General features: G+C 53.0%; 15 protein-coding genes. 8 read left to right on the top strand and 7 right to left on the bottom strand.

Annotated features, from left to right (window positions below; genetic code table 11):
- Positions 1-17: 17 nt before the first annotated feature.
- Complete coding sequence (locus AC6I6X_RS16440; RefSeq protein WP_497931612.1) at positions 18-236, bottom strand: hypothetical protein; 219 nt, start codon at positions 234-236, stop codon at positions 18-20.
- Positions 237-351: 115 nt separating this feature from the next.
- On the opposite strand from AC6I6X_RS16440, the gene AC6I6X_RS16435 reads away from it, so the two are divergent.
- On the top strand, positions 352-1458 hold the full coding sequence (locus AC6I6X_RS16435; protein ID WP_497931611.1) for a hypothetical protein: 1107 nt from the start codon (positions 352-354) through the stop codon (positions 1456-1458).
- 497 nt (positions 1459-1955) lie between these two features.
- Here the strand turns inward: AC6I6X_RS16435 and AC6I6X_RS16430 are convergent, their stop codons facing one another.
- Both AC6I6X_RS16430 and AC6I6X_RS16425 read right to left on the bottom strand, forming a co-directional pair.
- On the bottom strand, positions 1956-3407 hold the full coding sequence (locus tag AC6I6X_RS16430; RefSeq protein WP_497931610.1) for a hypothetical protein: 1452 nt from the start codon (positions 3405-3407) through the stop codon (positions 1956-1958).
- 2 nt (positions 3408-3409) lie between these two features.
- Positions 3410-4672, bottom strand: a complete 1263-nt coding sequence (locus AC6I6X_RS16425; protein WP_497931609.1) for a hypothetical protein — start codon at positions 4670-4672, stop codon at positions 3410-3412.
- A 177-nt stretch (positions 4673-4849) separates the two neighbouring features.
- On the opposite strand from AC6I6X_RS16425, the gene AC6I6X_RS16420 reads away from it, so the two are divergent.
- The 7 genes from AC6I6X_RS16420 to AC6I6X_RS16390 all read left to right on the top strand — a co-directional run bounded on the left by AC6I6X_RS16420 (position 4850) and on the right by AC6I6X_RS16390 (position 10902).
- Positions 4850-5044: a hypothetical protein gene (locus tag AC6I6X_RS16420; RefSeq protein ID WP_497931608.1), complete on the top strand. Its 195-nt coding sequence runs from the start codon at positions 4850-4852 to the stop codon at positions 5042-5044.
- A 183-nt stretch (positions 5045-5227) separates the two neighbouring features.
- Positions 5228-5728: a hypothetical protein gene (locus AC6I6X_RS16415; RefSeq protein ID WP_497931607.1), complete on the top strand. Its 501-nt coding sequence runs from the start codon at positions 5228-5230 to the stop codon at positions 5726-5728.
- Positions 5725-5991: a hypothetical protein gene (locus AC6I6X_RS16410; protein ID WP_497931606.1), complete on the top strand. Its 267-nt coding sequence runs from the start codon at positions 5725-5727 to the stop codon at positions 5989-5991. Before AC6I6X_RS16415 ends, AC6I6X_RS16410 begins: the two co-directional genes overlap by 4 nt.
- 120 nt (positions 5992-6111) lie before the next feature.
- Positions 6112-8262: a DEAD/DEAH box helicase family protein gene (locus tag AC6I6X_RS16405; RefSeq protein WP_497931605.1), complete on the top strand. Its 2151-nt coding sequence runs from the start codon at positions 6112-6114 to the stop codon at positions 8260-8262.
- 3 nt (positions 8263-8265) lie between these two features.
- Positions 8266-8421: a hypothetical protein gene (locus tag AC6I6X_RS16400; protein WP_497931604.1), complete on the top strand. Its 156-nt coding sequence runs from the start codon at positions 8266-8268 to the stop codon at positions 8419-8421.
- 3 nt (positions 8422-8424) lie between these two features.
- On the top strand, positions 8425-10455 hold the full coding sequence (locus tag AC6I6X_RS16395) for an AAA family ATPase (protein WP_497931603.1): 2031 nt from the start codon (positions 8425-8427) through the stop codon (positions 10453-10455).
- A 6-nt stretch (positions 10456-10461) separates the two neighbouring features.
- Positions 10462-10902, top strand: coding sequence for a DNA phosphorothioation-associated 4-like protein (locus tag AC6I6X_RS16390; protein ID WP_497931602.1), 441 nt, complete (start codon positions 10462-10464; stop codon positions 10900-10902).
- A 26-nt stretch (positions 10903-10928) separates the two neighbouring features.
- On the opposite strand, the gene AC6I6X_RS16385 is transcribed toward AC6I6X_RS16390, so the two are convergent.
- Genes AC6I6X_RS16385 through dndC form a run of 4 tightly spaced genes read right to left on the bottom strand, consistent with a single transcriptional unit; the run spans position 10929 to position 16037 of the window.
- Positions 10929-12110 carry a cysteine desulfurase family protein gene (locus AC6I6X_RS16385; RefSeq protein ID WP_497931601.1) on the bottom strand — a complete coding sequence of 394 codons (1182 nt, stop codon included), beginning with the start codon at positions 12108-12110 and terminating at the stop codon, positions 10929-10931.
- Positions 12107-12517 (bottom strand): DNA sulfur modification protein DndE, encoded by a 411-nt coding sequence (gene dndE / locus AC6I6X_RS16380; RefSeq protein WP_497931600.1) that lies wholly within the window; start codon positions 12515-12517, stop codon positions 12107-12109. The genes AC6I6X_RS16385 and dndE overlap by 4 nt, the downstream gene beginning before the upstream one ends.
- Positions 12514-14556, bottom strand: a complete 2043-nt coding sequence (gene dndD, locus AC6I6X_RS16375; RefSeq protein WP_497931599.1) for a DNA sulfur modification protein DndD — start codon at positions 14554-14556, stop codon at positions 12514-12516. Before dndD ends, dndE begins: the two co-directional genes overlap by 4 nt.
- On the bottom strand, positions 14553-16037 hold the full coding sequence (gene dndC, locus AC6I6X_RS16370) for a DNA phosphorothioation system sulfurtransferase DndC (protein WP_497931598.1): 1485 nt from the start codon (positions 16035-16037) through the stop codon (positions 14553-14555). Before dndC ends, dndD begins: the two co-directional genes overlap by 4 nt.
- Between the last annotated feature and the right edge of the window lie 53 nt (positions 16038-16090).

Below are 16090 nucleotides of genomic sequence, written 5' to 3'. Positions count from 1 at the left end.
TCTTCAGAGTCCGAGTTTTACTGCTCTGGCTTAGCCGAAATCAGATACTCATAGTCATATTCTTCCAACACTTCGACAGTGATCCCTTCCAACTGCTCAGCGTCTTCCAGCCGGTCAGTCGGGACGTACGTAGTCACGGTGTCATCCTCGCTTACGTGTATATCATCCCGTATCACGTAATCAAGCTCAGCCAATGCCTCAACGACGTACTCGGTGTCTGCTGCAGACGAGGTCATCTTGGATAGTACCGATGTGCAGACCTGTGAAACCTTTTTGGGTCAAGAAACAGTGTGAAGCAGTTCCACTCGAATATAGCGAGGACTATATGATGGGTTACACCAACTACGGCTTATGCCGGTTCTGAAGGAGTATGCCGAATCCAACGATAAGGACGGTTACTATGTCCATGCACATGTCTCTGGTCTTAGTCATCCTCTCCCGCTACAGGCTCCAGAAGTAACGGAGGAGATCTATCGAGAACTCGGTTACAGACCGAGAAAGCCTGGTGATGACGGCGGTGTAAAAGTCCCTAAGCATCTGACTTGGGCACTCTTCGAAGTTGGACTGCACTGGACCGAGAACTCCGGGCCTCAAGGAGATCCTTCAGACCTTGACTTCGACGACCTACGTGACGTAGCAGGACCAGACCTGACAAAGAGCGATATTGAGACAATTCTCGACTTTACCGAGGACTACAGAGGTCAATACCAGTCCCGTGTCAAAGATCTCCGAGAGGAGTTCAGTGAAGATTCCAGCGGATCTACGAAGCCTGAATCCGAGGGTGGAACACCGCCGTCCCTCAAGCGGATCATGGAGGCATTCTCCACTAAGCCCAGTTTCGACGAAGAGGTAGAAGAGCTGTTAGAGGAGTGGGAGCCGAGCAGCATCAAGCCCGATGACTACGAACCAGAGGATGATGGAGGGCTATTTGCCCAGTTATACACCACGCGGTCCGAATATCGGGAAACACTTTCTTCCGTCCCAGATCTGAAGACTCGGCTGCAGGAATACGAGAACCATCCTTGGAAGGTGCAGAGTGTAAAAGCCGTCAGTGGTGGCTCTGAGGAGGAATACAAGGGGTTGAAAGTTTCCTTCCAGACGGAGGGCCGCTCCGAGTTGAACAAATGGGAAGTCACCGGGTACCAGGAAATCGACGAATCCCCTGATTACAAGATATCTACCGGAATCAGCGACCGGAAGTACAAATTCGAGATAACAGACAACTACATCAGCGACTTCGATATGACCGTTACCCACGATTCAGTAGGGAAATTCGATATCCCACCGGAGGATTTCTGGGGATACGAAGTAGAGAACCAGGACCCGAACGAGATGATGCATACCTTGATCTCTGACTTTAGCCACCTAATCCCGATTATTGATGAGTTCTTCGACGGACTTTCCTCCTACGATCTTGAATCAACTGACTCAGAAGATCACTCAGTATATCTTCCATAGCTCTCCGTCAAATCTCCCGCCGCCTGCCTCGATGACCGTTACTGGCTTCGAATTGATTTAAAGTAGTTCACGACAGGTCCACCGAGACCGAGAACCGCAAGCCCGGTTAAGAGATTTCTCAACCCTGCTAACCCAAAGATATCCCCGATCAGGAAGTCGAGGATGGAGGAAAAGTTGAGAACGAGAGTGAGATCAATTGCTCCGATGATTGCTGTGATTCCAAGGACTCTGAGCAGATCAGCGGATGTATATAGCGTTATAGTAGCTTATAACGCGATAGAGATGCAGCTATGCGCGGTGATTAACGGCCATTTAGAAATACTGCACCGAAAGATGATGCTCCCGAAACCAGTAACAGAGATCACGCAGAACGCTGGTGATGAACGATGAATCCGTGGATGAAAACAGTAGCTGGAATCCTGTTCGTTGCAGCGTGTGGCTATCTTGCGCTGTGGGTTCTCCCAGACCGTGACAAGTCGTCTGCCTAGCCCGACTGACTACTCTTGGCTGAAATATCGCTCCATTCTAAACTCAATCCCGCTATCGCCCTCAGCCACGTCCTTGAGGTGCTTGATGACCACTTCCCGTGAAATAACAAGTAGCTTGTTACGCTTCTGGTACTTCATTTGGTACTCTTCTTTGTCCACGGTCTGACTCAGCGGCCGGATATACTGGTCAAGATCGTTGTCGTTGAAGTGGTCATCATTGAACAAGGGATAGATTGCTTTCTGGAACGTGTTTGTCTTCAGTTTCACAGATCGAGATACTGTGCAGGACAGATACGCGGCCATGAGAGTCATGAATCCCTCTGCGGTGAGCACTACCATGTACTCATCATTGCGATAGTTCTCCTTCATCCGATCAAAGAAGTCGATTTCATTGTCGCCTGTGATACCGAGTACGACGAAGATATGCGCTATTTTGTCTGGGTCAACACCGGCATCACGTCCTCTTTTCATGTATTCCAAGTGCTTATCTGAATCTTCACTCGAGAAGTTTGCCGACTCGCCGGACTTCGTATCGACGACTCCCAGCACTGTTTCGTACTCATCAATATCTGGATCCTGCGCCAAGCTATGGATCCAGAAGAGATTATCAGGTAGTTCTTCAAATAGGTCGTCCTCACCACCTCTGCCCGCATACGTCGGGAAGAGATGTGACAATGCAGACTCTGATATCTTCTCCAGACGTGTTCCCTCGTTTCTCGGGATTTCTTTGTTCTGCCGAAGCAGTTTCATATGATTGAGTTCGGTGAGGATATACCGCGGGTTTGAGTTCACCCGGTCAACAATATGATGTTGATCGTTATCGACCTGTTCCTGCAAAATCTCTGCCTCCATCCCACGGACCGCAGTCATATTGTCGATGCCCTGGAGAACGCTCGGCCGTCCTTTGGCGAGCCGTTTCATCGGAACCGCGTACAGAAGGTTACCGGATGAAAACAGCGCCTGAGTAGACAGGATATTCATGACGTAGTCTCGGGGAGTGATGAACACAGAAGCGCGGCCTCGGTTCACGACGTGGTACAGAATCTTGTGAGCCAACTGCTCATAGTCATTGGGAGATACGACCACGTAAAGATCAATTTGATCGTCCATTGTCCCACGGACAAATCCTGGGAGATTCGGGTCGAAATCGATCAGATCCCGTTTGAGCCTTTTCGCTAACCCTCTGGTGATTTCCTCAAAGTCCAGACGGTAACGCATGTTCTGCTTTTTCGCGATTGATTCAACATGCCCATCATCACAGCGAACGATATACTGGTCGCCGTCCTCATCTACCGAGCAGTAGGAACCACAGCCATCATGGATGCATTGGCCCGGTTTTGGGTATCGTGGTTTGACGTACTCAGGGATCAGCGTCTCAGGGATGTTCTCAGGTTTGATTCGAGTACTCCCGTCCTCTGTCGTGAGAACTGATTGCAAATCCGTGATGACGGTTTTGTTCATCGCTATGCGTCTCCGAAGAAGTATTCCAATGCCGTTCGATTCGAATCACTCAGCCTTCCGTTTCCAAGTGCGCTCCAGGTCCCTCCTTGGACTCCGACCGGACGGTTCTGAATTTTGATCACCAGCGTCCGGTTCTCTTCTGCGGTCTTTTCAAGTAAAGCCTCGAAACTGGCTTCCATGCCGCTAAGCGAATCGAAGAGATCATCCAGGTCTGCGACGATACGGAGCTGGTCGGCACCGATTGAGTAGTCCTGCTGCACATCTGAACCACCGAGTTCAATACTCTCAATCCGATCCACCAGATCCAGTTCTTCATCAGCTGGGAATCCTTCCGCTTCTACTTTCTCGATTGCCTGTTCCTGCCGGTCTGAGAGACTGGTTTGGATGAGACCGGTAGTGGATTCTGGCTCGTCTACGCTGTCGTCCACGTCTTCTGCGATTTCTTCTGCGATCGGGGACCGTTTCCGTTCCAGTTGATCCGTCACATCTTCGACGCCGAAGACCTCGTCAAACAGCCGGTTCAGGGTTCTCGCCCAGCCACTGTCGTAATCATCGCTGAATATGATCTCTGTCTCACCGTCTTTCTGGGTAGCCTTGAACCGGAGTTTCTTCAAAGGATAGTAGCTGATCGATTCAATCTCGGGTTCACTCGGATACTCGGTAGTGTCTCCGTTGTCTTCGCGAAACGTGAAGACCTCCTGTGTGCGACGGCCGTATTCCTTGTAAATCTCGAAGAATGTTGCCTCATCTTCCTCTTCGGCTTTTATGTGGACTGCATCTAATCGGTCGCTGTTATTCCATTTTTTTGTGAAGGTACGCAGATCGGGTTTGATGTTCTTGAGTTCGAGGACTTCGTCGAGTATGTAGGCTCGGCTGCTCCGCTTATCGATGATTCTGGAGTGTCTGATGAGTTCGTCGAGGACATCTTCTAACTCGTGTTCATACAGGACTAAGAGCAGTTCATATTTCCCCGTGACATCAAGCACGTCTCTGCCCAATCCGCGCTCTTGGTTCAGATATTCTTTCGCAGACCGAATGGAGATACTATTTCGATCCAGTTTCTCATATTTCCGGAGGAACTCAGCCCAGTCATCGGAATAGTCGGATAAAATCGTCTCCTTGAGTTCCGGAGCCGAGTAGTCATCCCCGTCGACGTCTTCCTCGAAAAACTGGGTTCCCAACCGGACCAGGAACGGCTTTGGCCGGTTATCTAACCGGTTTTCCAGCCATGCAGTATCTGGGGTCGTGGGTGCGTCCGCAGCCATTGGTAAGGGCAAAACAGTCTCTCTTATTGAATTTTCCCCTCACTACCATGTTCCTTTGAAGCAACGCAGGTCAAAACCGTTGATCAGCCTCTGATTTTTACACTTCGCTATTCCCGGTGGAACAACCTGTCTCAGTTAAAAAATCTGGGCCTGAAGAATTGCTCGGTGGCCCATACAGTGGAAGAACGCATCAATCTCGCACAGGAAGCCCTGACACTACTCAAACAGCTCCGGGAAGACCTCACCCTACTCCAGGTGACGATGGTACTGGCCGCCGCCCAAGAACTCCACACGGTCGAAAACCCACACAGCGCCTCTATACAGTCGATTATCCGCGGCGACCATCTCGAACAAGAGCCGACAAACAGGTGAGGCCACGATCGGCACGTACATCCTCGTTGGCTACAGCCAGCAGAAACGGAACACGGACGAACCAATCCCTGCTGAGGAGCTGTACACCTCGAACTACTTCCGGTGTAAACAGCGGTATGCAGAGGCAGTCTCAACGCCTGCACCGGAAACCAAGGGTACACCATCCTCTCCGCAGAACACGACGTGCTCTGGCCGAATATCCCGGTCGAACCGTACGATACTACGATTGAGGATCTGGCGGAGGAGCCGGCACCGGTCGAACCTGACGCCTATCAGCATACGCGATACCCGTGGGATGAACCGTTGTATGAGACGCGGCTAGATTTCTGGACGCGCCGCGTCCACTACGGAGTGGTCAGCTGGCTCGAGTACCGGTCCGGGTTTCCCGAGGAAGATCCGCATTGCCAGCAGTTGATCGTGCTCGCCGGCGACCGGTACGTCGACCCGTTACTGGAACATGACGTGTTCGAGCCGTTTCCGTGGGACATTCGGTTCCCGTTCAAAGAACACGGTTTCGACGGGATCGGCGAGCAGATGCAGTGGCTCAACGCTGAAACCGAGCGCATCGACCAGTACCTGGACGGAGATACCGACGTGGACACCGGGAATCAGGCACCGATGAGTCATTTCTGGGAGCGGCCGGATGTCAATGGCCAAACTCAATGGCGTGATTGGAGCCAGTGACGGTCCTCCTTGATGAGGCGGATAGTTTACGGTCCCTTACAGACAATACCGAGAACATGCCTCAAACCGATGTCGAAAGCGTTCAACAGACCATCGTTGACGACCTCGACGTTCTCGCCGACGATATCCATGTTCACGACGACACCACACTCACCTTCTATATCCCGCCTGAGCAGCTCGATCAAACGCACGAAACTGTCCCCGGTGATGTGGAAGTACTCGAGGAGCACGAGTACGAATATTTAGTGAAGCTAACTCTGTGAGTTGTTCACATAGACAGTATCTCTCACACGCTGAAAATACATAGACAACACGCCGGTATTTTTATACTACGGGCCTGGATATACGCCGATCACCGGCGAACCGGCCCCATTTCATCTAGCATGACACAACAAGACGGGCAACTCAGCGACCTAGATCTCCCCCCCGTCATAGAAACGTCGACTACCGATTTCATTCAAGAGTTCTATAACCCCACGCTTGAGCGAGCAATCGAATATAAACGCGGTGTTGGCTACTTCACGAGCGGCTGGCTCCAATATGCTGCTCGGGGCGTCGCCGGACTCGCAGCAAACGGAGGGACGGCGAAATGGATTACCAGCCCAATGCTCGATGAGAATGACTGGGAAGCCTTTCGGAAAGGCGAGGAAGCACGGACGAACGAAGTCCTCTACGAATCCCTTCATCGGACCGTCGATGAACTCGAGAAAGGGCTCGAGGAGGACACACTCAACACGCTGGCCTGGATGATCGCCGATGAACTCCTGCAAATCAAATTCGCTGTCCCAGACGGCGATCTCGGCGGTGACTTCCATGATAAATGGGGCGTCATCTACGGCACTGATGGCAGCCGCCTAGCGTTTCACGGCTCCCAAAACGATAGCCGTCAAGGATTCTTCAACTACGAATCCTACGACATCTTTTACGACTGGGAATCCGGACAGGACACGGCCCGCGTCGACCACCACGAAGAGCGGTTCGACGCGCTCTGGCACGGCCAGAACCCTGATCTCAACATTTATTCACTTCCTCAAGGAATTAAAAACGATATCGCCGAACTACGGGATTCAGACAACCGGGCCTACCCGGAACCAGATAGCATGAAAAGCCCTGCACCACAACTGACAGAACCAGGATGGATCGAACGGCGCCCATACCAACAAGACGCGGTCCAATCATGGTTGACCAGCGGGGCAAAAGGCATCCTCAAAATGGCGACCGGAACGGGGAAGACCCTTACCTCCCTGCTCGGTGCGGTCGAACTCTATGAACGGCAGGGTGAGCGTCTTGGTCTGATTGTGGCCTGCCCCTACCAGCACCTCGTCGAGCAGTGGAAAGAGGCGATGGAGGATTTCAATATGAATCCGATTCTTGCTTATCAAACCCGTGAGCGGTGGGAAGACAAACTCGCCCGCTCCGTCACCGAATTCAACTGGGAATCCTCGGATCTGTTCTCCGTTATCACGACACACAAGACGTTCTGCTCTGATACCTTCCAGAACCTGCTTGGCCGACTGGACGGCGATGACTCACTCGTCATTCTCGATGAAGTCCACCACATGGGGGCCTCTCACTACCGCAAGAACCTCCCGCTCAATATTTCGAACCGATTAGGCCTGTCCGCAACACCGGAACGCTGGTACGACGATACCGGTACAGAGAAACTGTTCAACTACTTCGATGAGGGCGTCGTCTACGAGTTCGGCATCAAGGAAGCGATCGACAACGGCTTTCTCTGCGAATACTACTACATCCCCCACATCATCGAACTCACCGAGGAGGAAGAAGACCAATACTTGGACCTCTCCCAGCGAATCGTCAAAAAAGCGCACGCAATTGATAACGACATCGAACTAACCGAAGACAGCCATCTCCAGAGCCTGCTGATCAAACGCGCTCGACTGATCGGGACTGCCGAAAACAAGCTGAGCAAGCTCGAGGAACTCGCGGAGGAGCAGGAACAGATCAACCACACACTGGTCTACTGTGGTGATGGCACCACTGGCGATGACGACCTCCACGATGAAACCCAGCGCCACATCGACGCCACGGTTGACGTAATGGGGAACAATCTCGGGCTTCGGGTACATCCGTTCACCCACGAAGAATCGCACCGGGAGCGCCAGCAACTTCTCGACCGATTCGACCAAGGACGCCTCGAGGCGTTAGTAGCCATCCGGTGTCTTGACGAGGGTGTGGACGTCCCGTCGACACAGACGGCATACATCCTGGCAAGCACCACGAACCCGATCCAGTTCGTGCAGCGACGAGGCCGGATTCTTCGGACCTACCCTGGAAAAAGCCATGCTGTGATCCATGACTTCATCGTGGCACCGCCAAGCTCGGTGAACCCGCGAACGATGCCAGCCGAACAGTTCAACACCGAACGTCGCTTCCTTCGGAAGGAACTGCGACGTGCATCGATATTTAGTGACGCAGCGATGAATCATCCTGATGCTGACATTGAAGGGGTGTCAACGAGTACGGGGTCGTTAAGAGAGCTGAAAAATGATTACAATCTCCTGGATGTGTAACATATGAGCGAACATGACAGCAACATCGAGATAACCGATGAAAAGGTGCGAGAGCTGGTCGAACAGGTGCTGGAAGCAGAGCAGGAAAAATTACACCTGAAAAGCCCACGGAACATCACCGAAGACCTAGAAGAAATCATCCGAGAGGAGATCCAGTAGCCAATGAAACTCGAAAAACTCACAGTGGAAAACTTTCGGCAGTTCTATCAAGACCAGCCAATCGAATTTTCCGAAGACGAGGATCGAAACCTGACCGTCATCCACGGCGGTAACGGTGCGGGGAAATCAGCACTCCGGAACGCGTTCACGTGGCTGTTTTACCACGAGGTTGACGACAATTTCTCCCGTCCAGACCACATCGCCAATGAACGAGCAATGGCGGAAGTGGAAGAGGGCGACATCGTCCGCGTCCGCGTGGTACTGGAGTTTTCTGACGGAAACCAGGATTTTTGGTGTGAGCGATGGGCTGACTACAAGAAGCAGAGCTCCGACGACTTAGACGGAGAGTTGGTCGACGAAGGGGCAGACGTTCAGTACATCGATGCTGATGGCCGGACCGTCACCCCTGATAATCCGACATCATACTTAGAACGGTTCATACCGAAACGGCTGAGCCACCTCTTCTTTTTCCATGGAGAGGACATCGACAAGCTGACCCAAGAGGGCCATCAGGAACGCGTCAAAGAAGCAATCCGGGATCTGATGGGCCTCGAGATAATGGAGCGGGCAATCCGGCATCTCGAGTCAGTGAATGATGATGTTTTCTCGGAGGAGATGAAGGATACCGGGAGTGAAGAACTGAACGAGTTGACCGAACGGAAAGAGCGAAAGCAGGACGACCGCCAGGACAAGGAACGGCGGCTGGAGAACACCAAAAACAGCATCTCGGAAGCCGAGGACGAGCTGGAGGATGTTGAAGACCGTCTCCGGGAACTTGAGGGGGCACGTGAATTACAGGAAGAGCGTGACGAGTTAGAAGACGAAGAAGAGGAGCTACAGGACAAGATCGAGGAGCTGAACGACGAAATCAAGCAGGTATGCTCCGACAACGGTCACTACGTGTTTGCGATGCCGGCCGTACAGGAAACTGCTGAGGTGCTAAAAGAGAAACGGGATAAGGGGGAGATTCCCTACGACATCAAACAGCAGTTCGTCGAAGAGCGGCTGGATATGGAGGAATGTATCTGTGATCGGCCGCTTGAACCCGGCACCGAGCCATTCCAAGCGGTCAAAAACTGGAAGACCAAAGCTGGAGATGAAGATCTACAGCAAGCCGCCAATAATATCACTAACCGATTGAACGAAATCGTCGGATCACGGGAAGACCTGTTCGACACGATCCAGGAGAACCTCCAAGAACGCAGTCGGCACGAACGGCGACTCGACGAAATCGAGGAAGAGCTCGACGAGATCAGCAACAAGCTTGAGGACAAGGATACAGAAGATATCGGAAAGCTGGAACGGCGCCGCGGAGAACTGGAAACCGAGATCAAGAATCTGGGACGGGAAAGCGACCGGGTCCAGCGGCAGATCGACCGGATCGACGACACCATCGAGGAGATCGAACAGGACATCGAAGAAGCCGAACAAAAAAAGGAGGAAGCAGAACTCGCCCGCCGCCGGTTTGTCGCCACCCAGAAAGCGAAGCAGTTCATCCAGGACGAGTTTGAGTCCTACCAGGACCAGGTCCGCGACCGGGTAGATGACAAGGTCGACGAGATCTTCTCCGACATCATCGCCAAGAACTACTGGACTGAAATCGGTGAGGACTATTCGCTCGACGTCTACAAGAAAGTCGGTGACCAAGTCACCCGGGTCGGGACCTCCACCGGGGAACGGCAGGTGGCCAGCTTCTCGTTCATCGGCGCCCTCACGTATCTAACCCGGGAACAGTTCCTCTCCAGCGGCGACCAACCATATTTCAAGGGGGGAGTCTACCCGATGTTGATGGACGCCCCGTTCGGCTATCTGGAAGAAGAATATCGACAGGCAGTCAGCAGGAAAATCCCAAAACTTGCTGACCAAGTGATTGTCTTGGTGAGTGATTCGCAGTGGGGCGAGGAAGTCAAAGCGGAACTCGAACCCTATGCCGGGGAACAGTACCACCTCAACTACTACGACCCCGACGAAGATGACGTTGACTACGAATATACAGAGATCCGGGAGGAACCGGAAGCAGAGATTGAGGTGTAATCACTGATGCCGCCACGAATCCGATACGAGCAGACCGATACGTATGAAACGCTGGTCAAGGGCGACGAGGCAATCTTTGAAACCTACAAGGATGCCCTGCTCTTTGCAGCCAGCATCGGGTATAGCCGAAATAGCATAGACGAACCGGGCAACAGCGGAGAAATTCCGTGGGATGTGCTGACCCCGCAAGATGAGGTTGTCATGGCATCCATGGCGTACGCAGAAACCGGCGACGAAGAAGCGTTAATGGATCACGACATGCAGGTCGAGGTCCTCCGCGAATATGCGGCCGGTGGCATCGATATCGTCCAGTCACAGATCGTCGAACAGCCCGGCGAACTCCTGATTAACATGGTCGAATTCCTACGAGAACACCGCGATATCGATTCCGAAGAATCGCAGCGAAGCGTCTTGGAGCAGATCCGACAAGACTTCGAAGAGATGTAACACCCATCCCGGCAAGGGACTCGAAGTTACGTGAATTGAATGCGGCGTAACCGCTTTACCGCCTGAATAACCGTGTCAGCCGTGTATTCGATTTCTTCCTCTGTATTGTCTTTCCCGAGCCCAAACCGGATTGCTGAGTGCCAGCGCGTTTCATCGCCGCCCAACGCCTGCAAAACGTGTGAGGCTTCAACCTTCCCAGTCGTACATGCTGATCCAGCAGAAACAGCGAGATCCGGCTGGAGATTCTTCACGAGCGCCTTGTTCTCCACACCGAGAAAGCTCACGTTCAGATTGTTCGGAAGCCGGTTCTCCTGCGGTCCGTTCAGAATGACATCCTCGAGTTCATCGTCGAACCGTGACCAGAGGTAGGATGTCAATGTATCCACGTGTTCGATACGCTCATCGCGCTCCTGGTCAGCGAGCTGGACTGCCTTCCCGAAGCCCACGATCGAAGGAACATTGAGTGTCCCAGACCGCCAGCCGCGCTCGTGGCCACCGCCGTGAAGCAGCGGCTCAATTTTCACCTTGGGCCGACGCCGCCGCACGTACAACGCGCCGATTCCTTTCGGCCCGTAAATCTTGTGTCCGGACAGGGACATCAAATCAATCCCCATCTTCTCCACATCCAGATCAAAGAAGCCCATCGCTTGCACCGCGTCTGTATGGAAGAAGACCCGGTTCTCCTTGGCAAGCTCACCGATCTCCTTGACCGGTGCGATGGTACCGATCTCATTGTTGGCAGTCATAATCGAGATCAGCACCGTCTCGTCACGAATCGCTGCCTCGACATCGGCTGGATCGATCCGGCCTTCCGCATCTACCGAGAGATACGTGACCTCCACCTCGTCGTCCTCAAGGTCTTCACAAACCTCTAACACGGCCTCGTGTTCTGTCTCAGCCGTGATGACGTGGTTTCCTTTGTCCTGCTTCAGAGCATAGTCCAGTGTGCCCCGAATCGCTAAATTGTCGGATTCAGTGGCCCCACTGGTGAATATGACTTCCTCTTTCCTGCAATTGATCGCGTCACTAATCCGTTCACGGGCTTCGTCGACTCCCTGTTTTGCCTTCGCACCGAACTTGTGATCGTCGCTGGCCGGGTTGCCGAATACCTCCGTGAAGTACGGCTTCATCTCCTCAACAACCCGTTCATCAACAGGTGTCGTCGCATGATGATCGAGATACACCGCATCCTCGAGCTCCGCCGTCATGGTGAATCAACCTCGATTTCTCCAGACTCTTTTTTCAGATCCTCCGGTATGAGCTGGTAGAAGTCGTTGATGTCTTTGATATTTCCGAACACCCGGATTACTCCGCGGTTGAGATGGGCGACGAACTCGTCGTACAGATCCTCTTCCGGGTCTTTTCCCTCCTGTATCAACCGTTCTTTGAGAAGTGCCATATACAGGGCGTCGTGCTCCCCAAGCAGCGTGTACCGGTTGAACGTCTGCCCGTCTGCATTGTACTCTTCCGGGTTCGGTGGCCGCGGCTCGTTCAGCGAATAGCACAGCCCAATGCGACAGAGGAAATTCGGCGTCAGCCCAGTCCTGCCTTTCAGCTGACTCAGATGGTTCGTCGCCCTGGAGCCGATCTGCACGCGGTTGAAATCCTGACTCATTGTGTCACCTCTAAGTCGGCGACAACGTGGTCATCCGTGGAGTCGTTGTTTGATGACCAGAAGTATCCCTGTTCGACGTCTGTATATCCCTCTTTTTCCTCGTAATTGAGGTGGTACGTCTGTGAGATCGCGTCATCAAGTACCTGATGGTGGCGATCATCGATCTCGGTGTCCGTGGAGAATACAAACACCTGATGCGCCGCCTCGGGGAAGAAATTATTCACCATGTTCTCCCGATGCGCCTGGTCAAGCCGGCCGAGCGGCGTGTCAACGATGAACGGTAGCGGCCGTTCAGAGATATCTGCCAACGCCCACAGAAGCGAGGTGGCGAATATCTGCCGCTCGCCTGCCGAGAGTTCGGACAGTGGCTTGAAGTTATCATGGATCGTTCGCACGAAGATGTTCAGACTGTCCTTGTCAATCTCGATACCGTCATAGAACTCCCGTTTGTTCGACAGCGCCAAGTACCGGTCACTGAGCACCGATTCAAGATGCTGGAGTTTTTCCTTCGCGAGACGCTGCCGGTAGTCGTCGAGCACTTCCTGCACCTCGGATGCGAGGTTCGCCCGGTCGGACACACCTTCGACCTCGGACTTTTTCTCCAGTTTGTTGTCTATCTGATTCTCTAACCGGCCGATCTTCGTATCCATTTTGCTGATCTCTTCCTCGAGATCATCCAACTCAGATTTGAGAGCACCCCGCCGTTCCGTGAGTTCGTTCAGTTCCTCCACCAACGGCGTCAGCACATCTTCACTGGGAGCACGACCGAGTTCGGATTCGATGTTCTGGTGTTCACGGACAAGCGACTCCAGTTCGTCCGTCGTATCACGGAGCTGGCCGGGGACGTCGTTCAAGGCTTCGTCGACGACGGAAAACATCTCCTGGCGCTGCGCCTCAGAGAACTGGTGCAACAGTTGCTGGTCACCGTCTTCATCACCCTGTAACCGGTTTTCAACCGCTGTCTGGAGCTGCGACGCGACTTGCGTTTTTATCTCCTCATCGAGCTCCACATCTGCCAATGCCTCTCCGTCTTCAAGCACCGCATCCAGTTTTTCAGCCACCTGTTCCCGGGCTGCATCACGGCGCTGCTGTTCGCTCTCCTTCTGCAACCGGTCAACAACGCTCTGGCACAGATCGGGAGCCAACGCAAACGGATACGAATCCGTAACGATATCCCTAACTTGATCCTCGTGGTTGTCGATCTTCGCTCGTAGTTCGGCTCGACGCTCTTTCATCTCCTCCCGCTTATCAGCGTACGACCCGCCCTCGTGCGCAATCTTCGACTCCTTCTTATTGATCTGATGCTCCAGCCGGTCAAGTTCGCTGGTGACCTCTCGCTTGCGCTCCTTCAACTCCTTCATCTCTTGGTTGAAGTCACTCTCCTTCTCCCGCAGATTCTCGATCTCCTCAGTGATACCGTCGACCTCGCTCTCATCCAGTTTTCGGGAGATATAGATCGACAGGTCAGCATCCAGTCGCTCAACCAGGTCCAAGCCCAGTAACGAGAACAGCGAGTCTTCAAACGTATCGTCGTCTTCGATCGCCGACGCAAGCTCCTTGATCTTCTCTCCATCGAAGAAAAACAGCTGGGAGACACCAGGAGGAATCAGCTCTTTTAGGAAGTCCTCCCACTGGTCCTCGTTCAGGTCAGATAATGGTTTCCCGTTCCGCTTGACCTCCACGTTCTCCACGATGCTTTTCCCACGGTCGCGCCACGACCGTTCCACGGCATATTGATCGACTTCCCCGAGGTGTGCGTACTCGAACTCTAGCCGGATCGACGCCTCTTTCGCCGTCTTATCCGGGTAGGCATGGAACTTGTTGCGAATCAGCCGTTTGTACTCTTTTTCGCTGACGCGGCGGCCTAACGCGCTCCGGCCATGAAGACAGATCTGAATGCCCTGGAAAAGAGTCGTTTTCCCAGCGCCGTTCTGACCGCCGAACAGAACAATGGGGGATTCCTGTGTCGTCGTCAAATCCAGCTCGTTCCGCCCTCTGTACGGCCCGAAATCCTCAATAATAAGCTTATGAAATTTCATTGCTCTATCTCGTATTGCCACTTCTCTACATTCTCTTCGCCTTCGATATCGGCGATGATCTCTTCCATTGGACGCCAGTCCTCTTTGAGGACCCTGTCGATTTCGTTGTAGATGGAGGCACGGCGTTTCATCCCGTGGTGCTGCAACTCGGTGTCTAAGAGTCGTTGGATCAATTCTGGCGGGACATCGTAGTCTTCACAAACTTCCTTCAGCACCCTTGCCTCGGTTTCGCCGAACGAGCCGAGGTCGTCTTCCACCCAGTCCAGTTCTTCACCCATGACCTCTTCGTAGATCTTCGGAACGGAGTCCTCCCAATCCGCGCGTTCTTCCCGCCAGAGTCGCCGGATTTCGTGCAGTTCCTCAACACGGATTAGCACCATTTCCTCTTCATCACCGGGTAGGCGTTCGTTCACCTCTTTCTGAGTTTCCAGTAATTTCCGCAGAAGATCCTTGCAGAACTCGGTTTTATGGGCTCGAGGGATGATACCATCTCCGCCATTATCCTTGGTTCGGACGTTTCCGAATCGGCGGCCTTTCACCTGTCGATACCGGGACTTTTTCTCTGGTTCCTGAGTCTGTTTGAGGAAATCCCGGAACTCCAACAGCGGCTCCATCCAATCTTCACCGCCATCAATCATATTCTGCATCGCTTTATCTTCGGAGACGACGGTGCAAGTCCAGCATCCGAATCGGCTGTTACCACAGGACGGAGTTTTGGTATCGATCACCATCGGACACTCGTCGTCCGCCTCTTGGTAGAGAGCGGCCAAATCACGGTTGTTCTTCCCCCAGGGGCAGTCGACCTGCAGGAGGTACGACCAGACGTCATCGACAAGCCAATTTTCGATCGGGGTATAGACGAACGCATTGGCAAACTTGGAGTGGCGGGAGAGAACACTGCCATCGATACTGTGCAGGTCCATCACCTGCTTTCGTGTCGCACTTTCTGCCTTGCGAGCACCTAAGACAACGACGACCTCGCCGTGCTCTGAGACTTTCTCCTGGATGAATCGGTCAGCTGGATCGATTTTGAGTCGTTCCGTGCACCAGCGAAAGGTCTGGTTCGGTGCGGGATAGCCGCGGCCAATGAGATTCACCCAGAACGAGTCATCGAGTTGAGGGGTGACTTTGTGAGCCTCGAACGGGAGATCCTCCATTTCAGCGTATTCGTTGACTTTTTCGAGGGTAGACGTGATGTGATTGACGATTTTCGGTGTTTCAACCAGTGTATCACTTGAGATGACATAAACAGTCTTGGTCCGTTTCTCTGGTGGTAGGTCTTTGACGGCGTACCAGATGAGCTGCAGCGCCGTGGTGGAGTCCTTGCCACCACTGTATCCAATTACCCACGGACGGTCATCAGCAAGGTATACTTCTTGAACTTCCCCATTTATATCCTCTAGTGTCCGGTTTTCGAACACAGACGTGCCCTCTTCCTGTCCAGCATCAAATATCTCTAAACCGTCTGTGTTTGCACTCATAGTCCTTTATTAGTTCCCCATAGCACAACTACTTGAACCTACTGGTGCCCCCG

The sequence above is a fragment of the Halosolutus sp. YCN4 genome (assembly GCF_059736495.1).
This window is presented reverse-complemented; position numbering and strand designations above follow the sequence as displayed.